The organism is Microbacterium sp. gxy059 (assembly GCF_050958665.1).
In the GTDB taxonomy this organism is placed as follows: Bacteria; Actinomycetota; Actinomycetes; order Actinomycetales; family Microbacteriaceae; genus Microbacterium.
This window is the reverse complement of sequence record NZ_JAMXWT010000017.1, coordinates 41,877-62,269: the sequence shown is the minus strand read 5'-3', so window position 1 is coordinate 62,269 and position 20,393 is coordinate 41,877. Positions and strand designations below refer to the sequence as shown.

At 72.7% G+C, this 20,393-nt stretch carries 19 protein-coding genes; 14 read left to right on the top strand and 5 right to left on the bottom strand.

Features of this window, described 5'->3' with window-relative positions:
• Window positions 1–59: 59 nt before the first annotated feature.
• The gene (locus tag NHL53_RS10640; RefSeq protein ID WP_433776844.1) at window positions 60–701 is read right to left on the bottom strand and encodes a Maf family protein; all 642 of its coding nucleotides are present in this window, start codon (window positions 699–701) and stop codon (window positions 60–62) included.
• A gap of 43 nt (window positions 702–744) precedes the next feature.
• Here NHL53_RS10640 and NHL53_RS10635 point away from each other — a divergent pair, with 43 nt between their 5' ends.
• The 13 genes from NHL53_RS10635 (at window position 745) to NHL53_RS10575 (ending at window position 13,241) form a co-directional block, all read left to right on the top strand.
• Window positions 745–1,998, top strand: a complete 1,254-nt coding sequence (locus tag NHL53_RS10635; protein ID WP_433776843.1) for a class I SAM-dependent RNA methyltransferase — start codon at window positions 745–747, stop codon at window positions 1,996–1,998.
• Between the two features lie 32 nt (window positions 1,999–2,030).
• Window positions 2,031–2,663, top strand: a complete 633-nt coding sequence (locus tag NHL53_RS10630) for a response regulator (protein ID WP_433776842.1) — start codon at window positions 2,031–2,033, stop codon at window positions 2,661–2,663.
• Entirely contained in the window at window positions 2,653–3,906 is a 1,254-nt protein-coding gene (locus tag NHL53_RS10625) for an ATP-binding protein (RefSeq protein WP_433776841.1), read from the top strand. The genes NHL53_RS10630 and NHL53_RS10625 overlap by 11 nt, the downstream gene beginning before the upstream one ends.
• Window positions 3,903–4,943 (top strand): hypothetical protein, encoded by a 1,041-nt coding sequence (locus tag NHL53_RS10620; protein WP_433776840.1) that lies wholly within the window; start codon window positions 3,903–3,905, stop codon window positions 4,941–4,943. Before NHL53_RS10625 ends, NHL53_RS10620 begins: the two co-directional genes overlap by 4 nt.
• A 229-nt stretch (window positions 4,944–5,172) precedes the next feature.
• Window positions 5,173–6,768, top strand: a complete 1,596-nt coding sequence (locus tag NHL53_RS10615; RefSeq protein WP_433776839.1) for an acyl-CoA carboxylase subunit beta — start codon at window positions 5,173–5,175, stop codon at window positions 6,766–6,768.
• A 5-nt stretch (window positions 6,769–6,773) separates the two neighbouring features.
• Entirely contained in the window at window positions 6,774–6,968 is a 195-nt protein-coding gene (locus NHL53_RS10610; protein WP_433776854.1) for an acyl-CoA carboxylase epsilon subunit, read from the top strand.
• 97 nt (window positions 6,969–7,065) lie between these two features.
• Window positions 7,066–7,800, top strand: a complete 735-nt coding sequence (locus tag NHL53_RS10605; RefSeq protein WP_433776838.1) for a biotin--[acetyl-CoA-carboxylase] ligase — start codon at window positions 7,066–7,068, stop codon at window positions 7,798–7,800.
• A 52-nt stretch (window positions 7,801–7,852) separates the two neighbouring features.
• Window positions 7,853–8,359, top strand: coding sequence for a PH domain-containing protein (locus NHL53_RS10600; RefSeq protein ID WP_433776837.1), 507 nt, complete (start codon window positions 7,853–7,855; stop codon window positions 8,357–8,359).
• Window positions 8,360–8,399: 40 nt separating this feature from the next.
• Window positions 8,400–9,521, top strand: a complete 1,122-nt coding sequence (locus tag NHL53_RS10595; protein WP_433776836.1) for a 5-(carboxyamino)imidazole ribonucleotide synthase — start codon at window positions 8,400–8,402, stop codon at window positions 9,519–9,521.
• 106 nt (window positions 9,522–9,627) lie between these two features.
• Window positions 9,628–10,098 carry a 5-(carboxyamino)imidazole ribonucleotide mutase gene (gene purE / locus NHL53_RS10590; protein WP_433776853.1) on the top strand — a complete coding sequence of 157 codons (471 nt, stop codon included), beginning with the start codon at window positions 9,628–9,630 and terminating at the stop codon, window positions 10,096–10,098.
• The gene (locus tag NHL53_RS10585) at window positions 10,095–11,531 is read left to right on the top strand and encodes an LCP family protein (RefSeq protein WP_433776835.1); all 1,437 of its coding nucleotides are present in this window, start codon (window positions 10,095–10,097) and stop codon (window positions 11,529–11,531) included. Before purE ends, NHL53_RS10585 begins: the two co-directional genes overlap by 4 nt.
• A 61-nt stretch (window positions 11,532–11,592) precedes the next feature.
• Window positions 11,593–12,480 carry an ABC transporter permease gene (locus NHL53_RS10580; RefSeq protein WP_433776834.1) on the top strand — a complete coding sequence of 296 codons (888 nt, stop codon included), beginning with the start codon at window positions 11,593–11,595 and terminating at the stop codon, window positions 12,478–12,480.
• Complete coding sequence (locus tag NHL53_RS10575; protein ID WP_433776833.1) at window positions 12,480–13,241, top strand: ABC transporter ATP-binding protein; 762 nt, start codon at window positions 12,480–12,482, stop codon at window positions 13,239–13,241. Before NHL53_RS10580 ends, NHL53_RS10575 begins: the two co-directional genes overlap by 1 nt.
• A gap of 67 nt (window positions 13,242–13,308) precedes the next feature.
• Here NHL53_RS10575 and NHL53_RS10570 read toward each other — a convergent pair whose 3' ends face one another.
• From NHL53_RS10570 to NHL53_RS10560, 3 genes are all read right to left on the bottom strand, one after another.
• Window positions 13,309–15,090, bottom strand: coding sequence for an alkaline phosphatase (locus NHL53_RS10570; RefSeq protein WP_433776832.1), 1,782 nt, complete (start codon window positions 15,088–15,090; stop codon window positions 13,309–13,311).
• Between the two features lie 132 nt (window positions 15,091–15,222).
• Entirely contained in the window at window positions 15,223–16,131 is a 909-nt protein-coding gene (locus NHL53_RS10565; protein ID WP_433776831.1) for a glycosyltransferase family 2 protein, read from the bottom strand.
• A gap of 3 nt (window positions 16,132–16,134) precedes the next feature.
• Window positions 16,135–17,436 (bottom strand): UDP-glucose dehydrogenase family protein, encoded by a 1,302-nt coding sequence (locus NHL53_RS10560; RefSeq protein ID WP_433776830.1) that lies wholly within the window; start codon window positions 17,434–17,436, stop codon window positions 16,135–16,137.
• 134 nt (window positions 17,437–17,570) lie between these two features.
• On the opposite strand from NHL53_RS10560, the gene NHL53_RS10555 reads away from it, so the two are divergent.
• Window positions 17,571–19,280 carry a glycosyltransferase family 2 protein gene (locus tag NHL53_RS10555; RefSeq protein ID WP_433776829.1) on the top strand — a complete coding sequence of 570 codons (1,710 nt, stop codon included), beginning with the start codon at window positions 17,571–17,573 and terminating at the stop codon, window positions 19,278–19,280.
• A gap of 10 nt (window positions 19,281–19,290) precedes the next feature.
• On the opposite strand, the gene NHL53_RS10550 is transcribed toward NHL53_RS10555, so the two are convergent.
• Window positions 19,291–20,364: a glycosyltransferase gene (locus NHL53_RS10550; RefSeq protein ID WP_433776828.1), complete on the bottom strand. Its 1,074-nt coding sequence runs from the start codon at window positions 20,362–20,364 to the stop codon at window positions 19,291–19,293.
• Between the last annotated feature and the right edge of the window lie 29 nt (window positions 20,365–20,393).

Below are 20,393 nucleotides of genomic sequence, written 5' to 3'. Positions count from 1 at the left end.
GACCGCCCGCTTCTTTTGATTGACCTCCACAACATGCCGGAGGTTTCGTGTGCGACCGGTCACAGGCGGTTCCACAGCGCCGTCCACTCGACGCCGAGGGCGCGCACCAGGCGGCGCAGCGACGAGAGCGACATGCCGACGACCGTCGACGGGTCGCCGTCGACGCGCTCGATGAAGCCGGAGCCGAGGCTGTCCACCGTGAACGCGCCCGCGACCTCGAGGGGCTCTCCCGTCGCGACGTAGGCCGCGATCTCGGCGTCGTCCACGTCGGCGGCGAACGACACGCTCGCCGCCGAGGTCTCCTCGACGACCGCTCCGACCGCGCCGTCCGCGATGCGCGCGACGGCGAGACCCGAGTGGAGCACGCCCGTGCGGCCGCGCATCGCGCGCCACCGCTCGACCGCGCGGTCGACGGTGTGGGGCTTGCCGTGGATCCGCCCGTCGAGCTCGAACATCGAGTCTCCGCCGATGACGAGGCCAGAGGCGCCCTCCTGGGCGAGCCGGCGCGCGACGTCGAGGGCCTTGGCCCGGGCCAGGAGGAGCACGTGCTCCTCGGGAGACAGCGACCGTCCCTCCTCCTGCTCGATGGCGATGACGACGGCGTCCTCGTCCACGTCGGGGGCGACGAGCCGCGGCTCGATGCCGGTCTGGCGCATGAGCATGAGGCGAGCGGGGGAGGTGGAGGCGAGGCAGACCTGCATGCTCCCCAGCGTAGGGCGCCCGTCCGGGTGCGACGATAGGGGGATGCAGACAGGGGACATCGTCGATCTCGACGTCACGGGGGTCGCGCACGGCGGCGTCTTCATCGCGCGGCACCGCGAGCAGGGGGAGGAGCGGCCCCTCGTGGTCTTCGTGCCCGACGCGATCCCCGGCGAGCGCGTGCGGGCGCGGATCACGCAGGCGAAGCGATCGTTCGCGCGCGCCGAGGCGCTCGAGGTGCTCGACGCCTCTCCGCACCGCCGCACCCACGTCTGGCGGGCGGCCGACATCGATCGGGCGCCGGAGGACCGGCCGGGAGGCGCGGACTTCGGGCACATCGACCTCGCCCACCAGCGCGCGCTGAAGCGCACCGTGATCGAGGAGGCGTTCGAACGATTCGCGGGCGGATCCGTTCCGGTGACGGTCGATCCGGCCGGCGTCGACGAGGACGCGAGGGGCGCGCGCTGGCGCACCCGCGTCGGGCTGCACGTCGACGGGGAGGGGACCGTCGGCGCGTTCGCGGCGCGGAGCCGCCGCGTCGCTCCGGCCCCCGACCTACCCCTCGCGACCGAGGCCATCGAGCGCGCGGCGCTCGGGCTCCGCGGGGAGCGGGAGGGCCGCATCGATCTCGTGCAGCCGGAGGACGGGCGGGTGCGCGTGCTGCGCCGTCCCGCCGATCGACGCGCCCGGCGCACCCCCGCGGGCGCGGTCGTCGAGAAGGTGGGCGAGCGGGAGTTCCGCGTCGACGCGGACGGGTTCTGGCAGGTGCACCGCCTCGCCCCTGGCGCTCTCGACGCCGCCGTGCGCGACGCCCTCTCCGAGCTCCCGGTCGAGGACGGGGCCCGCCATCTCGACCTCTACGGCGGCGTCGGCCTCTTCGCGTCCGCGCTCGGCGCGCACGGCGACCGGGCCCGCGTCACGACGGTCGAGTCGGCGCCCGCCGCGACCCGCCACGCGGCCGAGAACCTCCGCGACCTCGGCGTCGAGGCCGTCACCGCCCGCGTCGAGCGATACGTCCAGAGCCTCGCGCGCGACGCGGACGCGGAGCGCCTGGCCGCGATCGGCCGGGGCGTGACGCTGCTGGATCCGCCCCGCTCCGGCGCCGGCGAGGAGGTCGTCCAGGCGATCTCGGACCTCGGGCCGCGCGCGGTCGTCTACGTCGCCTGCGACCCCGTCGCCCTCGCGCGGGACGTGGGCGCCTTCCGCGCCCGCGGCTACGACGCGGACCGCGTGCGCGGACTCGACCTGTTCCCGTCGTCGCACCACGTCGAGGCGATCGTCGTCCTGACCCGTCGCTGAGCCGCCGCGTCCCGCGGGTTACGCTGACGAGCATGACCAGGGTGGCGCTGATCGACGACCACGAGTCCGTGCGGCTCGGTCTCGAGGCCGCGCTCGCCCGGGCCGGCTATCGGATCGCGTTCAGCGGCGCGACGGTCGAGGAGTTCCTCGGGTCGTGGCGCGCCGCCGACGTGGTGCTGCTCGACCTCATGCTCGGCGACGGGCGGACGGTGACGGAGAACGTGCGCGCGCTCGCCCCCGTTCCCGTCGTCATCCACTCCGTGGCCGACCGCCCCGAGGCGGTGCGCGAGGGGCTCGCCGCCGGAGCGCGGGGCGTCGTCAGCAAGGCGTCGCCCCTCGACGCCGTCGTCGAGGCCGTCCGCACCGTCGCGGCGGGCGATCCGCTCGACAACCTCGAGTGGGCGTCCGCCGTCGAGGGGGACCGCGCGTTCGCCGACGCCCAGCTGTCCGACCGCGAGCGCGACGTGCTGCGGTTCTACGCCGCCGGCCTCCCGCTGACGGCGGTGGCGCAGCGACTCGGCATCGCCTACTCCACGGCGAAGGAGCTCATCGCCCGCGTGCGCGCGAAGTACATCGAGGTGGGCCGTCCGGCGCCGACGAAGGTCGACCTGCTGCGCCGCGCCATGGAGGACGGCATCGTCGCCGACGCCGGGCATGACTCCTGAGCGAGAGCCGGACGCCGCAGGCGCCTCGCTCGAACGCGCCTGGCGCGAGCTCGCGCGCGATCCCGGCGCGCACGTCGGATCCCCGGGATTCACGCGCGCCCGCATCGAGCGCGCGATCCAGCTCATCGCGGCGGTCGCCTGCGGCGTGATGGGCGTCCAGGCGCTCCTGATCGCCCTGCCCCTGCCGGTGGACGCCGCGGAGCTCGCCCTGCGCATCGTCGTCTTCTCCTCCCTCGCCGCCATGATCGCCTGCTGCCTCGCGGGCGTCGCGGTGCGGGCGACGGCGCGCGTCTTCGCGGCCGTGTTCCCCGCGGCGCTCGTCGTCTGGTTCGCGGGGCTCGCGCCCGCGACGCCCGACCCGTCCGACGAGCCCTGGCCGTTCTACCTGCTCACCGTCGCGACCGGGGCGGCGATCGTCGCGCTCCCCGTGCCGCTGCAGATCGTCTCCGCCGTCGGGCTGCCGGCGCTGTTCGCCGTCGGCCGCCTGCTCGCCGAGGGCGGCGTCGGCGCCTACGCCCACCACCTCTGGTACGACCTGTCGGTGGCGGTCCTCATCGCGCTCACCTTCGTCCTCGCCACGGAGATCCTCCGCCGGGTGGCGGCGCGCGTCGACGCCGTGCGCGAGAGCGCCGTCGCGACCTACAGCGCGGCGTCCGCGGTCGAGGCCGCCGAGCAGGAGCGCGTCGAGGTCGCGGCGCTCATGCACGACAGCGTCCTCGCGGCCCTCCTCGCCTCCGCCCGCGCCTCGTCGGATCGGGAACGCGCCCTCGCGGTGGAGATGGCGCGCGAAGCGCTCGTCCGCCTCGCGGACGCGGAGCGCGACAGCGAGATGGGGCCGGAAGGCGACGTGGGGCTCGCGCAGCTCGTCGACGCGCTGCGCGCCGAGACCGCGGTCATCGCGCCCGGCCTCGCGATCGACGCACCCGAGACGGACGCGCGCCTGTCCGCGCAGGCGGCCCGCGCGGCGGCGCTCGCGGCCGCGCAGGCCGTCGCCAACGCCGTGGAGCACGCCGAGGGGCGGGGCCTGCGGGTCGAGATCCGGGCGGACGGAGACGAGCTGCGCGTGCGGGTCGCCGACGAGGGGGCGGGGTTCGATCCGTCCGCCCTGCCCCGCGACCGGCTCGGGATCCGGGGATCCATCGTGGCGCGCGTCGCGGCGGCCGGCGGCCGCGCGCACGTCTCGTCGTCCGGCCGCGGCACGCTCGTCGAGATCGGCATCCCGCTCTCCGGAGCGCGGCCGTGAGCGTCCGCCGCGCGCTCACGCTGCTCGCCGGCGTGATCGTCGTCTACTTCGCGACGCGGGCGCTCATCGGCCCCGAGCCGCCCGCTCCGGGGGCGCTCGTCGCCGCGGCCGTGTTCGCCCTCGCGGCCGTCGTGGCCCTCGGCGTCCGCGACCTCGCCGGGGAGCCGCTGCACCGGATCCCCCGCGTGGCCGCGGCGCTCGTCGCGGTCGCGGTCGTGCTCCTCCCGCTCATCGCGCGCGCGGGAGCCGATCCCGCGTCGGACCCCGCCGCGCCGCAGGCCACCTGGTACACGGGAGCGGGAGGGCTGCTGCTCACCGTCCTCTGCGTGCGGCGGCGCCCCGCGATCGCCTGGGCCGGGATCGCCGGCCTCCTCGCGACGACCTGCCTCGTCGTGCCGACCGTGATCGACGCGCTCGCGGTCGGGATGGCCGGGTCGGTCGTCTGGGTGCTCTCGGCGCAGATGCTCGTCGCGCTGGTCGAGCGCACGGCCCGCGACACGCGGCGCCTCGCCGACATCGAGCGCCGCTCCGCGGCATGGCAGGCGGCGCAGCTGGTGCGCCGCCGCGAGCGCCGGGAGCGCGTGCGCCACGCTCTCGAAGTCGCCGGGCCGATCCTCACGCGGGTGGTGGCGACGGGCGGAGCGCTCGCGCCCGACGAGCAGCGGGAGGCGGTCCTCGCGGAGGCCGCCCTGCGCGACGAGATCCGCGGCACGGCGCTGCTCGACGACCGGGTGCGCGCGGCGGTCGCGCGGCTGCGGCGGGAGGGATCCGTCGTGTCCCTCGACGACGAGGGCGGGCTGGACGGGCTGTCGCCGGAGCAGCTCGTCGCGGTGCGCGACCGGCTGGCGCGGGTGCTGGAGCAGGCGGGCTCGCCGCAGGTCGTCGTGCGGACCTCGACGCTCCCGGATACCGCCGTCACCGTCGCCGGGCGCGGAGCGGGCCCCGACGCGCTGGAGCTGTGGGAGGAGATCGCCCGTCCGGACGGAGAAGCGCCCGGAGCGGCCGGATCGGCCGCTCCGGGCGAAGAGAGCGGATGAGCTACCCGAAAGCCATCCGCATCCCGCGCCGTTCGCTCCTGTTCCCCCAAACATCGGAGGGAACGGCGGTGAACGCGCGGAGCGTTCTGCATCCACGCTAACGACGCGCGGCGCCGCTGTCTGTCGGCCATTCGGGGGACAATTCCGCGGCTCGATGTCGCCGCCTCATACAGGATCCGACAGGGCGTTGTGCACGTCCTCCAATAGCTGGCCGACGAGCGCGGATAGAGTGGAGCGCGTGACCGAACCCGATCTGTCGACAACGGCCGGAAAGATCGCCGACCTCCGCGCGCGCCACGCCGAGGCGGTCGAGCAGCCCGAGCTGAAGGCCATCGAGAAGCAGCACGCCAAGGGGAAGCAGACGGCGCGCGAGCGCATCGACCAGCTCCTGGACCCGGGCAGCTTCGTCGAGATGGACGCTTACGCGCGGCATCGCACCTCCGCCTTCGGGATGGACAGGGCGCGGCCCTACGGCGACTCCGTCGTCACGGGCGCCGGCACGATCCACGGCCGTCCCGTCGCGGTGTTCTCCCAGGACTTCTCGACCTTCGGCGGATCGCTCGGCGAGGTCGCCGGCGACAAGATCGTCAAGGTCATGGAGTTCGCGCTCAAGGGGGGCATGCCGATCATCGGCATCCTCGACTCCGGCGGCGCGCGCATCCAGGAGGGCGTGCTCGCCCTCGGCAAGTACGCCGAGATCTTCCGCCTCAACACCGCCGCCTCGGGCGTGATCCCGCAGATCTCGATCGTGATGGGTCCCGCGGCGGGCGGCGCCGTGTACTCTCCCGCGCTCACCGACTTCGTCATCATGGTCGACAAGACGAGCCAGATGTTCGTCACGGGGCCCGACGTGATCAAAACGGTCACGGGCGAGGACGTCGGGATGGAGGAGCTCGGCGGCGCGCACACGCACAACACCCGCTCGGGCGTCGCGCACTACCTCGCCGACGACGAGGAGGACGCGCTCGACTACGCGCGCACGCTGCTCGGCCACCTCCCGGACAACAACGCGACCGACGCGCCCGAGTACGACTCGGCGTTCGAGTTCGAGACGACGGACCTCGACCGCGAGCTCAACGGCATCATCCCCGACTCCCCGAACCAGCCCTACGACATCCACGAGGTCATCTCGCGGGTCGTCGACGCCGGCGAGTTCCTCGAGGTGCAGCCGCTGTTCGCGCCCAACATCGTGATCGGCTTCGGCCGCATCGAGGGCCGCTCGGTCGGCATCATCGCCAACCAGCCGTCCCAGATGGCGGGCACCCTCAATATCGACGCGGGCGAGAAGGCCGCGCGCTTCATGCGGTTCTGCGACGCGTTCTCGATCCCGATCGTCACGCTCGTCGACGTGCCCGGCTACCTCCCCGGAACCGATCAGGAGTGGACGGGCGTCATCCGACGCGGCGCGAAGCTCCTCTACGCGTACGCAGAGGCGACCGTGCCGCTCGTCACCGTCATCCTCCGCAAGGCCTACGGCGGCGCGTACATCGTGATGGGATCCAAGCAGCTGGGCGCCGACGTGAACCTCGCTTGGCCCACCGCGGAGATCGCGGTGATGGGCGGCCAGGGCGCCGTCAACATCCTCTACCGCGGCGAGCTCAAGCGCGCGGAGGAGGCCGGCGAGGACCTCGCGGAGGTGCGCACCCGTCTCGCGGACGAGTACACCTACAACGTCGCCTCGCCGTTCCTCGCGGCCGAGCGCGGCGAGCTCGACGCGGTCATCGAACCCGCCCACACGCGGGTCATGGTCGCCAAGGCTCTGCGCGGGCTGCGCCGGAAGCGCGCCGAGCTGCCGCCCAAGAAGCACGGCAACATCCCGCTGTGACCGAGATGCAGACCGCCCTGCGGATCGAGAGCGGCCGGCCCACCGCGGAGGAGCTGGCCGCGGTCGTCGCCGTCGTCTCGCAGCAGCACGACCGCGAGATCGCCGAGGCCGTCGTCGCCGACGAGCCCGTCGACCGGTGGTCGCGCGTGCGCCGCATGCGCCGGCTCCCCGAGCACGGCGCGTGGAACCGCGCCTTCTGAGCCGAGGACGACCGACCGAGACGAGGACGGATCCGCGCGGGGCGTCCTCCTCTCGGCGGATCCTCCTCGTCTCGCGGGCGCGCGTAGGCTCGGGGACATGACCTGGACCCTCACCCGACGCGTCTCGCCCCGCCTCGTCGAGGTCCCGCATACGCAGTCGACGAACGCCGACCTCGTCCGCGCCCTCGCCGCGGGGGAGGAGTGGCCGCACCTCGGCGCGCTGCTCACCCGCGACCAGCGCGGCGGCAGGGGGAGGCTCGGCCGCACCTGGACGACGGCGCCCGACCAGGCGCTCGCCGTGTCGGTCGTGCTGCGGGTGCCGCACGTCCCCGCCGAGCGACGAGGCTGGATCCCCCTCGTCGCGGGCGCCGCGATGGCGGAGGCCGCGGGCGAGCAGCTCGGGCGGCGCGCCGGCGTCAAATGGCCGAACGACGTGCTCGTCGGCGCGCGCAAGCTGTGCGGGATCCTCGCCGAGATCGCCGCACCCGACGCGATCGTCCTGGGCAGCGGCGTGAACACCCGCATGACCGCCGACGAGCTCCCCGTGCCCACGGCGACCTCCTTCGCGACCGAGGGCGTCGACGTCGACGAGGACCGTCTGCTCGCGACCTACCTCGGACGTCTGGACGCGCTGCTGACCGGCCTCGTCGACGGCTCCTCCCGCGAGGCGGTGCGGGACGCATGCTCGACCATCGGGCAGGCGGTCGCCGTGCACCTGCCGGACGGATCGATCCGCCGCGGAACGGCCGAGGGACTGGACGACGAGGGACGGCTCGTCGTCGACGGATGGGCGGTCTCGGCGGGCGACATCGTGCACCTGCGCCCGGCCTGATCGGGCGCGCCGCGCCCCGGGATCCGCCGCGCCCGCGACAGAATGATCCGTGATGGACGAGAACGGCGCCGAGCTGAGGATCGCGAGCTTCCACGGATCCGCGGGGAAGCTCCTCTGGAGCGCCCTCGTGCTCGTCGTCGTCGCCGGCGCGACCGGCTACCTGGCCGGCAACACGGGGAGCGCCCTGACCGACGTCCTCCTCGTCATCGGCGCGATCACCGCGGTGCTCGCGGCCGTCGTCGCCCCCTGGTGGCGCTGGGCGTCGCGCTCGTACATCGTCACGACGCGGCGCGTGATCGAAACCCGCGGTGTCGTCGTGCGCCGGAGGCGGGAGCTCTCGCACGCGGCCGGGTACGGCATCGAGCTCGTCCGCTCGCCGCTGCAGAGGCTGTGCGGCACGGGGACCGTCGTGCTCACGGGGCCCGACACGATCGAGCTGCGGAACGTCCGCGCGCCGCGCCTCGTCAGCGAGACCCTCTCCGACCAGGTCGAGGTGGGGCAGATCCTCGCCCACAGGGAGGCGCAGCAGCGCGCCGCCGACCCGTTCCTCGAGCGCTGACGCGCCGGGGAGACCGGCCCTCCGCCGTAGGATGGACGGCATGACGAAGCGTGTCGGCGTGATCGGCGGAGGACAGCTCGCCCGGATGATGATCGCTCCCGCGGTGGAGCTCGGCATCGAGATCCGGGTGCTCGCGGAGCAGGAGGGCATGTCGGCGGCGCTCGCCGCGACGGCCGTCGGCGACTACCGCGACGTCGAGACGGTGCGCGCGTTCGCGCGCGAGGTCGACGTCGTCACCTTCGACCACGAGCACGTCCCGCAGGAGGTCCTGCGCGCGCTCGTCGCCGACGGCGTCGCCGTGCACCCCGGACCCGACGCGCTGAGGTTCGCGCAGGACAAGCTCGTCATGCGCGCCCGCCTCGCCGAGATCGGCGCGCCGCAGCCCGACTGGGCGCCCGTGCGCACCCGCGCCGACCTGCGCGCCTTCCTCGACGAGCACGGGGGCCGGGCGGTCGTGAAGACCCCGCGCGGCGGCTACGACGGCAAGGGCGTGCGGGTCGTCGACCACGAGGCGGGGGCCGACGACTGGCTCGCGGCCTTCGGCGGCGAGCCGATCCTCGTCGAGGAGCTCGTCGACTTCCGGCGGGAGCTCGCCCAGCAGATCGCCAGGCGGCCGTCGGGCGAGGCCGTGCCGTACCCGGTGGTCGAGACGGTGCAGCAGGACGGCGTGTGCGCCGAGGTCTTCGCTCCCGCGCCGCACGCCTCCGACCGGGTCGTCGAGGTGGCCGCCCGCATCGCGGCCGACATCGCCGGCGGGCTCGACGTCACGGGGCTCCTCGCGGTCGAGCTGTTCGAGACCACGGACGAGCGCCTCCTCGTCAACGAGCTCGCGATGCGCCCGCACAACAGCGGGCACTGGACGCAGGACGGCGCCGTGACGAGCCAGTTCGAGCAGCACCTCCGCGCGGTGCTCGACCTGCCGCTCGGATCGAGCGATCCCGTCGCGGACGCGGCGGTCATGATCAACATCCTGGGCGGGCCCCAGGGCGCGACGATCGACAGCCGGTTCGCGGACGCGATGCGCGACCAGCCCGCCGCGCGGATCCACACCTACGGCAAGGACCCGCGCCCCGGGCGGAAGGTCGGCCACGTGAACGTCGTGGGCGACGACCTCGACGACGCGGCGTACGCCGCGCGGGCCGCCGCGGCGTTCTTCGCCTGAGCGACGCGTTCGACGCCACCCCGCGCCGCTCACAGGCAATCCCAGCGCGGGCCCCTACCCTGTCAGGGTGCTGAACTCGTCTGAAAGCCCCCTCGTCGGCGTGGTGATGGGATCCGACTCCGACTGGCGCGTGATGCAGGACGCGTCCCAGGCGCTGGCCGATCTCGGCATCCCGCACGAGGTCGAGGTCGTCTCCGCGCACCGCACGCCCGACAAGCTCATGAGCTACGGCCGCGAGGCGCGGTCGCGCGGGCTGCGGGCGATCATCGCCGGCGCGGGCGGGGCGGCGCACTTGCCGGGCATGCTCGCGTCGGTCACGGCCCTCCCGGTCATCGGCGTCCCGGTGCGGCTGAAGAACCTCGAGGGGCTCGACTCTCTGCTCTCGATCGTCCAGATGCCCGCGGGGATCCCCGTCGCGACGGTGTCGATCGACGGGGCCAGGAACGCCGGGCTCCTCGCCGCCCGCGTCCTCGGCGCCTCGGATCCCGCGATCGCCGACCGCGTCGAGGAGCACGCCCGCGATCTCGAGCGGCAGGTGGGGGAGAAGAACGCGCGCCTCAAGGAGTCGCTCGCGTGACCCTCGCGGGCCCGCGGACCGAGACGCGGGGCGCCCTCGTCAACACGACCCCCGTGACGACGCCCGACGTCGAGGACGGGCGCCTCATGACGCGCCGCGGCTGGTGGCTCGTCGTGCTGAACTTCCTCATCCCCGGATCCGCTCAGGCGGTCGCGGGGAGCAGGAGGCTCGGGAAGGTCGGGCTCGGCGCGACGCTCGTGCTGTGGACGCTCGCGGTCATCGCGGTGGCGACGCTGCTGCTGTGGCGGCACGGCTTCGTCTCGATCGTGAGCCACGGCGTCACGCTCTTCGTCCTCGCGATCCTCGCCGCGGCGTACGCGATCCTCTGGGTCGTGCTCTCCCTCGACACGCTGCGCCTCGTGCGCCTCGTGCGCACGCAGGCGCCGAAGCGCTTCTTCATCGGCCTGCTGGCGATCCTCCTCACGGTCGTCCAGGCCGCGTTCGGCTTCTTCGCGACCTCCTCCCTCTTCACCGCCGCGGCGACCTCGAGCGACCTGTTCGGGCGCGGAGCCCCCGTCGTCCCGCCGAGCGACGGCTACTACAACGTGCTCCTGCTCGGCGCCGACTCCGGCGACGGTCGCGACTCCATGCGCTTCGACAGCATCTCGGTGATCTCGATCAACGCCGACACCGGCGCCGTGACCATCACGGGCATCCCGCGCGACCTCCAGCACGCCCCCTTCAGCGAGGGCAGCCCGATGCTCGCCGACTACCCGAACGGCTACTTCGAGGGACGGTCGGATCCCTCGTGCGGCTGGGACAGCGGCGTCAACCAGCTCACCAACGCGGTGTCGGCCTGCCGCGAGGACGGCGGGGCGTCGATCTACCCCGACGCCGAGCGCCAGGGTTCCACGCCCGCGATCGAGGCGACGAAGGATCTCGCCGAGGGGCTGCTCGGCATCGAGATCCCGTACTACGTCTCGATCGACATGCACGGCTTCGCGGCGCTCATCGACGCGCTGGGCGGCGTGGACATCGACGTGGCCGAGCGCCTGCCCGAGGGGCCGGGCCCCGCGTACGACGGGCAGCCGGCTGACGAGTGGGCGACCGGATGGATCGAGGCCGGCCCGCAGCGCATGGACGGCGAGACGGCGCTCTGGTACGCGCGTTCGCGCTATACGACGAGCGACTGGGACCGCATGCAGCGCCAGCGCATCCTGCAGCAGGCGGTGCTCGACCAGGTGACGCCCCAGAATCTGCTCACGCGGTTCCAGGACGTCGCGAGCGCCGGCACCGACGTCATCACCACCGACGTGCCGCAGGGGCTGGTCTCGACGTTTCTCGATCTGGCGGTCGCCTCGCGCGATCACGAGATGGCGAGCCTCGAGCTGACCCCGGACGCCGGCGTCGACCAGGAGTGGCCGGACGCGGCGCAGGTGCACGAGCTCGTGCGCGGCGCCCTGCATCCTGAGTCCGATTCCAGCGACGAGTGATGACCCCTTCGATAGGATCCAGTGTGATCTTCTTCCGCCTGATGATGCGAGGCGCTGGCACGTGACGACCATCGACCTGAGCGAATACGACGTCCCCGGTCGCGGGCGGGGCCTGCTGGACGTGGTGCGGTGGCGCTACCTCCTGCGCCTGCTCATCCGCAAGGGCACGTCCACGCGCTACCGCAACTCCGCGCTGGGCTGGACCTGGTCGTACATCAAGCCGCTCATCCAGTTCTTCATCTACTACGCCGTGATGGGCTTCATCTTCGGCATGGACCGCGGCGTCGACAAGTTCCCGCTGTATCTGTTCGCGGGCTTCATCGTCGTGACCTTCTTCAACGAGGCGTTCGGCAACGCGACGACGTCGATCGTCGACAACAAGGCGCTCGTGAAGAAGATCTACCTGCCGCGGGAGCTGTTCCCGCTGTCGGCGATCATCGGGGCGTTCATCCACTTCCTGCCCCAGCTGCTGATCCTCGTCGTCGTCGCGATCCTGTACGGCTGGGTGCCGTCCGTCGCCGGCGTCGGGGCGATGCTCCTCGCGCTCGTCGTGATCGGGATGCTCGCGCTCGGTCTCGGCCTGTTCTTCGCGGGGCTCAACGTGCGCTTCCGCGACGCGCAGAACTTCGTCGAGGTGCTGCGGATGCTCGCGACGTGGGGCTCGCCGGTGCTGTACACCTGGGTGCTCATCCAGGAGCACCTGCCGTCGTGGGTGCTGTACGTGTACATGATCAACCCGATCACGATCGCGGTCGAGCTGTTCCACTTCGCGTTCTGGCAGGGCACGGTGCCGGCCTTCGACGCGGACACCGCGCCGGGCGGATCCCCGGGCTTCGCGCCCCACTTCGAGCTCTACACCGCCGGCGCCATCGTGCTGTGCCTGCTGTTCCTCGTCATCGGCCAGCTGACCTTCCGCCGCTTCGAGCGGTCCTTCGCCCAGGATCTGTGATGCCAGACACCCTCGTTCAGACCTCGGCTTCGCGCCCGTCGATCGTCGTCGACCACGTGACGAAGCAGTTCCTCAAGCGCAACACGCACTCCTTCAAGGAGGCGTTCGTCGGCTGGATCAAGGGGAAGAAGGTGCGCGCCGACCACTTCAAGGCGCTCGACGACGTCAGCTTCCAGGTGGGGGAGGGCGAGGCGGTCGCCGTGCTGGGCTTCAACGGGTCGGGCAAGTCGACGAGCCTCAAGCTCATCTCGGGCGTCCTCGAGCCCGATGCGGGGCGGGTGCTCACGCGCGGGCGCGTCGCCGGGCTCATCGAGGTGGGCGCGGGCTTCCATCCGGACCTCTCCGGGCGCGAGAACGTGTACCTCAACGCCGCGATCCTCGGGATGTCGAAGGCGCAGATCGACGATCGCTTCGACGACATCGTCGCGTTCAGCGAGATCGGCGAGTTCATCGACCAGGAGGTCAAACACTACTCGTCGGGCATGTTCATGCGCCTGGCGTTCTCGGTCGCGATCCACGTCGATCTCGACGTGCTGCTCGTCGACGAGGTGCTCTCGGTGGGCGACGCGCCCTTCCGGGAGAAGTGCTATCGCAAGATCGAGGAGCTCGTGGCACGCGGCGTGACGATGCTCGTCGTCAGCCACGACATGAACACGGTCAGGCGCCTCTGCAGCCGGGGCATCATGATCCACCAGCACCGGGTGCACTTCGACGGCGACATCGAGGAGGCTGTGCAGGTGCTCCGCGACACCCCGCACTGATCCGTCGCCGCAGACGAGGAAGCCCCGGCCGGTCGTCGGCCGGGGCTTCCTCGCGTTCCGCGTCGGATCAGGCGGTCGCGCGTCGCGTCCTCACCCGGAGCGCCACGAGGATGCCGCCGAGCGCGAGCAGGGCGGCGGCGCCGAGACCGAGGGGCAGGGCGGGCGAGCCGCCCGTCGCCTCGAGGTCGCCGGGCTTCGTGGCGTCGCCGTCGTCGGAGCCCGCGGCGCCCTGGTCGTCGGCGTCGTCGCCCGTCGGGGCGTCGCCGTTCTCGGCACCGTCGCCCGACTCCGTCGAGCCCTCGCCCGCGCCGTCCTCGGCGCCGTCGCCGGACTCCGCGGAGCCCTCGGCGTTCTCCTCACCCGCCTCGGCGCCCTCCTCATCGCCGGGAGCCGAGTCCTCGGATCCGTCTGCGTCGCTCTCGTCCGCCTCGTCGGATCCGCCGTCGGCGTCCGCATCCTCGTCGCCCGGCTCGGGCTCCTCGGAGACGGCCCACGCGTCGTTCAGCAGCCACTGGGCGAGGTCGGTGTTGTCGAAGTAGCGTCCGCGGATCGTGTCGCGCTGGGTGCCGAGCGCCGTCACCTGGTCGGCCCCCGCGCCCTGGTAGAAGAAGCCCACGAGCTGGTTCGTGTGATTGTCGCTGTTCCAGCTGTGCTGAGGCAGCTCGGCCTCGTCCGCGCCCTCGCCCGCCGGGATGATCGAGCTGAAGTCGCCCTCGGTCGCGCCGTAGAGGTAGCCGGTCTCGTGGTCGGCGGTCACGACGACGAGCGTCTCGTCCCAGCTGGAGTTCGTCTCGACCCAGTCGATCACCGACGTGACGGCGTCGTCGAAGTCCCGGACCTCCTCGAGGTTCCGCTCGGACTGGTTCGCGTGACCCGTCCAGTCGATGGCGCCGCCCTCGACCATGAGGAAGAAGCCCTCCTCGGAGTCGTCGAGCACGTTGAGCGCGCCCTCGGTGAGGGTCGGGAGCCCCACGACGTCGTTGAGCGGGGCGCCCTCGGTGCGCGCCTGCTGCAGCGTCGAGGCGACCTGCGGCGTGCCGAAGACCTTGTCGGGCGTCTCGCCGGTCGTGAGGGCCTCGAAGTCCTCGGTCGTCTCGAGGAACGCCCTGTCGGTCTCGCCGTTCGAGACGCGCTCCCAGTCCTCCTCGGCGATGTAGGTGAAGTCGCCCTGCTCGAGGGGCTCGCTGTCGTCGCTGAAGTACGGGTGCGCGGCGCCGATGACGACCTCGAGGTCGCCGTCGATCTGCTCGCGGGCGATGCCGTGGTAGTCGTTGCGGCTCTCGTTGTGGCTCGAGTAGGCGGCCGGGGTCGCGTGCGAGTAGGGGACCGAGCTCACGACGCCGGCGCTCTTGCCGAGGCTCTGGGCGCGCTCGGCGACGTTCTCGACGACGTCGCCCTCGTAGTCGACGCCGAGGCCGGCGTTGTAGGTCTTCACGCCGGTCGCCATCGCCGTGCCGGCGGCGGCGGAGTCGGTGGGATCGAGCTTGTTCCACTCCCAGTCGGTCCACGACTTCGCGGGGTCGTACACGGGGCCGTGGTGCCAGTGGGTGGACATGCCGAGGTGGTTCCACGCCTGCCATCCCTCTGACGGCTCCGTGTTCTGCCCCGAGGGGACCACCTTCCGGTCGCCGCCGCGCTGGACCTGCCAGTGGGTCTCGCCCGTCGTCCTCGCGTTCAGGAGGTCGATGTGGTTGTAGCCCATGCCGTCGCCGATCATGACGATGACGTTCTTGGGAGCGTCCTCCGCGTCGTCCGCGTGCGCCGGGACGGCCGCCGCCGCGATGCCGGCGCCGCCGAGCACGGCCGCCATCCCTCCTGCGAGGAGAGCCCTCTTCCTGTTGCCGGTCACAGTGTTCCCTTCGATCTCGTCATCGAGCGCGGAGCGTCCCACTCGCCGACGAGGCTAGGGAGGCAGGGTGGCCGGGGCGTGGCCTCAGGTGACGAGAAGGTGAACGGATGCCGACGGGATCCGGAACGCGGCTCAGCGGTCGAGGATGCGCCGGGCGCGGCGGTAGACACGCTGCGCGAAGCTTGCGCGCTCGATCTCCTCCCGCAGCCGGTCCTCGGTCGCCCGGACCCGCTCATCGACGAACTTCGTCAGGTAGAGCGCGAGCCCGATGCCGTGCTCGTCGATGTGCGCGCGGAGCGCCTCGTCCCGGAGCATCGCGTCGGTGCGGCGATGCTGATCGTCTCCGGCGATGACGCTGTTCCCGGCGGCTCCCTGCTGTCCGGGACGCTGGTGCCAGTAGGCGTACGGCGTGTCGCCGAGGTATTCGAGGGGCCCGGCCTGGAGCACCTTCAGATAGAAGTTCCAGTCGCCCACGACGGGGAGGCGCTCGTCGTACAGGCCGTGCTCCTCGTGCAGCGAACGGCGGTAGACGAACCCGATCGGCACGAAGCGGTTGTAGAGGAGCTCGTCGGCGAGCGTCGGGGCGGTGAGGTCCGGCTGCCAGAGCTCGCGGCCCACCGCCCGATACAGGCCGGATTCGTCGTCGGGGACCTCCCAGACGATCTCGATCCGCGAGACGGCGCCGCCCCGGTCGGCATGCGCCGGGTCATCGAGGTAGGCGCAGGCGCGTTCGAGGAACGAGCCGTGCCAGCTGTCGTCGTCGTCGTGCAGGACGAGGAACGGGGCGGTCGTCGCGAGCACCCCGACGTTCGCGCTCACCCAGCGACCTCGCGGCCTCTCGTGGTGCACGATGCGGAACCGGTCGCGGTGCTTCCGGGGGGCGCGGGAGAGCACCTCCTCCACGGGCTCCGGCGCGCCGCCGTCGTTGACGACCACGCACTCCCAGTCGGACATCGTCTGCCCGCAGATGCTGCGCACCGCGCGCTCCAGGAAGTCCGGGCGGTCCTTCGTGCGGACGACGACGGCGACGCGGGCGGACATCCGTCAGCGCCCCATGCCGGTGTATGTCCAGCCGGCGGCGCGCCACGCCGAGGGATCGAGGATGTTCCGCCCGTCGAAGACGACGGGGCGGTCGACGAGCTCCGCCGTGCGCTCGGGGTCGAGCGCACGGAACTGCTTCCACTCGGTCACGACGACGACCGCCTCGGCGCCTCGTAGCGCCTCGTCGAGGGAGGCGGCGTAGGTGAGCTGGGGGTGCGCGCGACGGGCGGTCTCCATCGCCTCGGGGTCGTACGAGACGACCTCCGCGCCGAGCCCTTTGAGGCGCACGGCGACGTCGAGAGCGGGGGAGTCGCGGATGTCGTCGCTGTCCGGCTTGAACGCGAGGCCGAGCACCGCCACCCGACGGTCGAACGGCTGTCCGTCGAACGAGTCGACGACGAGGTCGACGACGCGCTGGCGACGGCGCAGGTTGATCTCGTCGACCTGCTTGAGGAAGGCGACGGACTCTCCCTTGCCGAGCTCCTCGGCGCGGGCGGCGAACGCGCGGATGTCCTTCGGCAGGCAGCCGCCGCCGAAGCCGACTCCCGCGTTGAGGAAGCGGCGCCCGATGCGGACGTCGTGACCGATCGCGTCGGCCAGCTGCGTGACGTCGGCGCCCGTGACCTCCGCGATCTCCGCCATCGCGTTGATGAAGGAGATCTTCGTCGCGAGGAACGAGTTGGCCGCCACCTTCACGAGCTCGGCGGTCGCGTAGTCGGTGACGAGGCGCGGCGTGTCCGCCGCGAGGGCCTTCGCGTACACGGCGTCGAGGATCGCCGTGTCCTCGTCGCGCGTCGCGTCGGCGACGCCGTAGACGAGGCGGTCGGGCTCGATCGTGTCCTTGACCGCGAAGCCCTCGCGCAGGAACTCCGGGTTCCACGCGAGGCGCGCCCCCGAGGGCGCCACGATCTCCGCGAGTCGCGCCGCCGTTCCCACGGGGACGGTCGACTTGCCGGCGACGAGGGAGCCGGGCTTGAGGTGCGGGAGGATGTCCTGGATCGCCGAGTCGACGTAGGTGAGGTCCGCGCCCGCGCCGTCGCGGCGCTGGGGCGTGCCGACGCCGATGAAGTGCACGTCGGCGTCCGCGATCTCGGCGTAGTCGGTCGAGAAGCGGAGGCGTCCGGAGGCGAGCGCGTCGCGGAGGATCTCGTCGAGACCGGGCTCGAAGAAGGGCGTCTCGCCGTTCGCGAGCAGGGCGATCTTCGTCTCGTCGACGTCGATGCCGACCACGTCGTGGCCGAGGGACGCCATCGCCGCCGCGTGGACGGCGCCGAGGTATCCGCATCCGATGACGCTCAGCTTCATCTGGGATCTCCTTAACGAGAGGCACGTCGCGGGCAGTCCGTCTGCCGCGCATCCCTCCCATCCTGCCACGCGCGATCCTCGAACCTCCTGTCCGCCCGCCGGTTCGCCGGCTCGTCGCTTAAGCTGATGCCGCTATGGCCGGAACCGAACGCGGGGACCGGGCGGCGGGCGGGACATCGCCGCTGCTGTCGGTCGTGATCCCCACCCACAACGTGCGCCCCTGGGTGCGTCAGACGCTCGACAGCGTGCTCGAGCAGGACGTCGACCCCCTCGAGGTGATCGTCGTCGACGACCGCTCCTCCGACGGCACGCGCGAGTACCTGGACGAGCGCGCGGCCGAGGATCCGCGGCTCGTCGTCCTGTCCTCCGACGCGCCGGGCGGCGGCTCCGCGCGCAACACGGGGGCGGACCGCGCGCGCGGTCGGTTCCTCGTCTTCTGCGACGGCGACGACCTCGTGCCCCGCGGCGCGTACCGCGCCCTCGTCGACGGCCTCATCGCGAGCGGCTCCGACATCGCGTTCGGCGACTTCCTCAAGTTCCGCGCGGCCGACACGTGGCGGCCGACGGCCGCCATGGCCGCGTACGGGAGGCGGCGATCGGGGGCGACGCTCGCGGACGACCCGACGCTCCTCTACAGCCGCGCCTGCTGGAACAAGGCGTTCCGCCGCGACTTCTGGGAGCGGGAAGGCATCCGCTTCCCCGACGTGCCGCGGTCCAACGACATCCGGCCCATGACCTCGGCGTATCTCGCGGCGGGCCGCGTCGACACCGTGCCCGACGTGGTCTACGTCTATCGGGAGCGGCCGGGGAGCGGATCGATGACCTCCCGCGCGGCGTCGCCCGAGTCCCTCCTCAGCTACCTCGAGCAGGAGAGCGCCTGCGCTCGGCTCGTCGCCGCGCGCCGCGATGCCGGTCTCGAACGGGTCTTCTCGAACCTGGTATGGGACCGCGACGGATACGTGCACGTCGCGAAGCATCTGCTGGCGCTGACCGAGGGGGAGGGGGACCCGCGCGTGAGCACGGCGGTCGCAGGACTGCTCGCCCTCTCGCCGGCGCCCACGGGGAGCGTCCCCGCTCCGCGCGAGCTCGTGCTCCGCCTCACCGCGGAGGGCGAGATCCGCGCCGCGCGGGCCGCGGCGCGCGCCGGCGCCGCGCGCGGGGAGGCCGCCGAGGTCGAAGATGCGGAAGCCTGGCGCGACTGGGACGCGCTGTTCCGCGTGTTCGAGGAGGGTGACGGGCCGACGGACGAGGAGCGTCTCGTCCTGGCCGAGCGCTTCGCCCGTCAGGTCGGGGCTCGCGTGCCGCGACAGGCGGAGGAATGGCGGAGGCTCGTCGAACGCGCTCGCCGCGTGCTCGGCGATCGTGCCGCGATGTTCTCCCCGTCCGCGCACGGGCTCTCGGCTGACGACGCGCGTCGCGTGGATCTCGCGGAGCGCGTCGACGCGAAGGTGAGCGGGATCGCGGGCGGACAGGTGCTCGTCGTCGAGGGCAGCGCGCTCGCGCGCGACGTCTCGCCCGGCCTCTTCGACGCCGAGACGGGCGAGGCGCGCGTGATCCCGCCCGCGAGCGTGGCGTGGCGCGCGGACGGCGAGCGCCAGGCGTTCAGCGCGGCGTTCCCCGTCGCGTCGCTGCCGCTGCACCGCCCGCTCTCGCCCGTCGTCTCCGACGGCGCCGGGCTCGTCGTCCCGCTCGCGGGGGAGGCCTCGCTGCCGCCGTACGCGGCGCGCGACGCGTTCCTCTACGACGGCTACGACGGGGTCACCGTGGTGCGTCGGCGACGGCACTGGATCCCGCGGGGAGCGCGTCGCGCCCTGCTCGCGGTCCGGGTGCGCCTCGGTCGCTGAGGGGCGCTCCTCAGACCACAGACAGCTCCGCGACGAGGTCGGCGTACCGCTCGGCGACGCGCCACGGCGTGATCCGCGACAGGAACGCCTCGAAGGAGGCGTCGTCCACGCCGGCGAAGAGGTCGGGATCGGCGAGCAGATCCGCGATCGACTCCTCGGGGCGCGCGGGGTCGAAGAAGGCGACCCACGTCTCTCCGGCGAACTGCGCGCGCAGGTGCGGCTCGTCGGGGAGAACCACGGGCACGCGGAACGTGGCCGCGAGGTGCACGCTCCCCGAGTTGAGGATCGCGCGGTAGGGGAAGACCGCGACGTCGGCCGCGAGGAACCAGCGCGCGATGTCGCCGTCGTCGACGAAGGCGAGATGCGCCTCGGTGCGCAGCCCTGCGGGCAGCGAGCTCCGGAACTCGTCGAGCGGCATCTCCTTCACCTGCCCGGCGAGCAGGAGCGCGATCTCGGGAGCGCCGGGCCGTCCGGACGCCTCGGCGGCGCCGGCGATGAGGCTGTCGACTCCCTTGTAGGGGCGGATCTGCCCGAGGAAGAGCGCCGCCCGTTCGTCTGCCAGGTCGAACGACGCGCGCGCCTCGGCGCGGTCGATCCCCGTGTCGTAGATCCCCTCGTAGCTCGGGTGCGGGATCTCGCGCACCTTCTCCGGCGGGAGGCGCACGATGTCGGCGAGCAGCTCGGGGGTCGCCGGCGACATGATGTGGATCGCGTCGGCGGCCTCGGCGAGGAGCCGGTGCAGGCGCACCTCGAGGTCGTGCCTGGCCGTCTCGTGAGGCAGGCGGTTGTGGATCGTCCAGAGGACCGAGACGCCCCGCGCGCGCTGGGCGCGCAGGAGCGCCGAGAGGGTGCGGAGCCGGCGGGCGGCGATCCGGTCGCCGGGCGCCTGCTGCACGATCGGCGTCGTCCAGTGCACGTGCAGGACGTCGCCGCGCGACAGCCGGAGCGCCTCGCGCACCAGATCGTCGACCGTGTGCGCCCGGACGACCTCCCGCCCCTGCGCGCTCGCATCGAGCATCAGGAGATTGAGGTAGGGGTTCGCCCGATAGGCGGGGAAGACGAGGATCTTCGAGCCGGCGCGCATCCCGTCATCATAGGCGCGGCCGCCTGCGC

Excerpts from the sequence above, each read along its gene's own strand:
- NHL53_RS10595 (WP_433776836.1), top strand. The coding sequence starts at position 8,400 with ATGACGAAGCGTGTCGGCGTGATCGGCGGAGGACAGCTCGCCCGGATG.
- NHL53_RS10625 (WP_433776841.1), top strand. The coding sequence starts at position 2,653 with ATGACTCCTGAGCGAGAGCCGGACGCCGCAGGCGCCTCGCTCGAACGC.
- NHL53_RS10575 (WP_433776833.1), top strand. The coding sequence starts at position 12,480 with ATGCCAGACACCCTCGTTCAGACCTCGGCTTCGCGCCCGTCGATCGTC.
- NHL53_RS10605 (WP_433776838.1), top strand. The coding sequence starts at position 7,066 with ATGACCTGGACCCTCACCCGACGCGTCTCGCCCCGCCTCGTCGAGGTC.
- NHL53_RS10635 (WP_433776843.1), top strand. The coding sequence starts at position 745 with ATGCAGACAGGGGACATCGTCGATCTCGACGTCACGGGGGTCGCGCAC.
- NHL53_RS10600 (WP_433776837.1), top strand. The coding sequence starts at position 7,853 with ATGGACGAGAACGGCGCCGAGCTGAGGATCGCGAGCTTCCACGGATCC.
- NHL53_RS10560 (WP_433776830.1), bottom strand. The coding sequence starts at position 17,436 with ATGAAGCTGAGCGTCATCGGATGCGGATACCTCGGCGCCGTCCACGCG.
- NHL53_RS10630 (WP_433776842.1), top strand. The coding sequence starts at position 2,031 with ATGACCAGGGTGGCGCTGATCGACGACCACGAGTCCGTGCGGCTCGGT.
- NHL53_RS10610 (WP_433776854.1), top strand. The coding sequence starts at position 6,774 with ATGCAGACCGCCCTGCGGATCGAGAGCGGCCGGCCCACCGCGGAGGAG.
- purE (WP_433776853.1), top strand. The coding sequence starts at position 9,628 with ATGGGATCCGACTCCGACTGGCGCGTGATGCAGGACGCGTCCCAGGCG.
- NHL53_RS10555 (WP_433776829.1), top strand. The coding sequence starts at position 17,571 with ATGGCCGGAACCGAACGCGGGGACCGGGCGGCGGGCGGGACATCGCCG.
- NHL53_RS10640 (WP_433776844.1), bottom strand. The coding sequence starts at position 701 with ATGCAGGTCTGCCTCGCCTCCACCTCCCCCGCTCGCCTCATGCTCATG.
- NHL53_RS10550 (WP_433776828.1), bottom strand. The coding sequence starts at position 20,364 with ATGCGCGCCGGCTCGAAGATCCTCGTCTTCCCCGCCTATCGGGCGAAC.
- NHL53_RS10565 (WP_433776831.1), bottom strand. The coding sequence starts at position 16,131 with ATGTCCGCCCGCGTCGCCGTCGTCGTCCGCACGAAGGACCGCCCGGAC.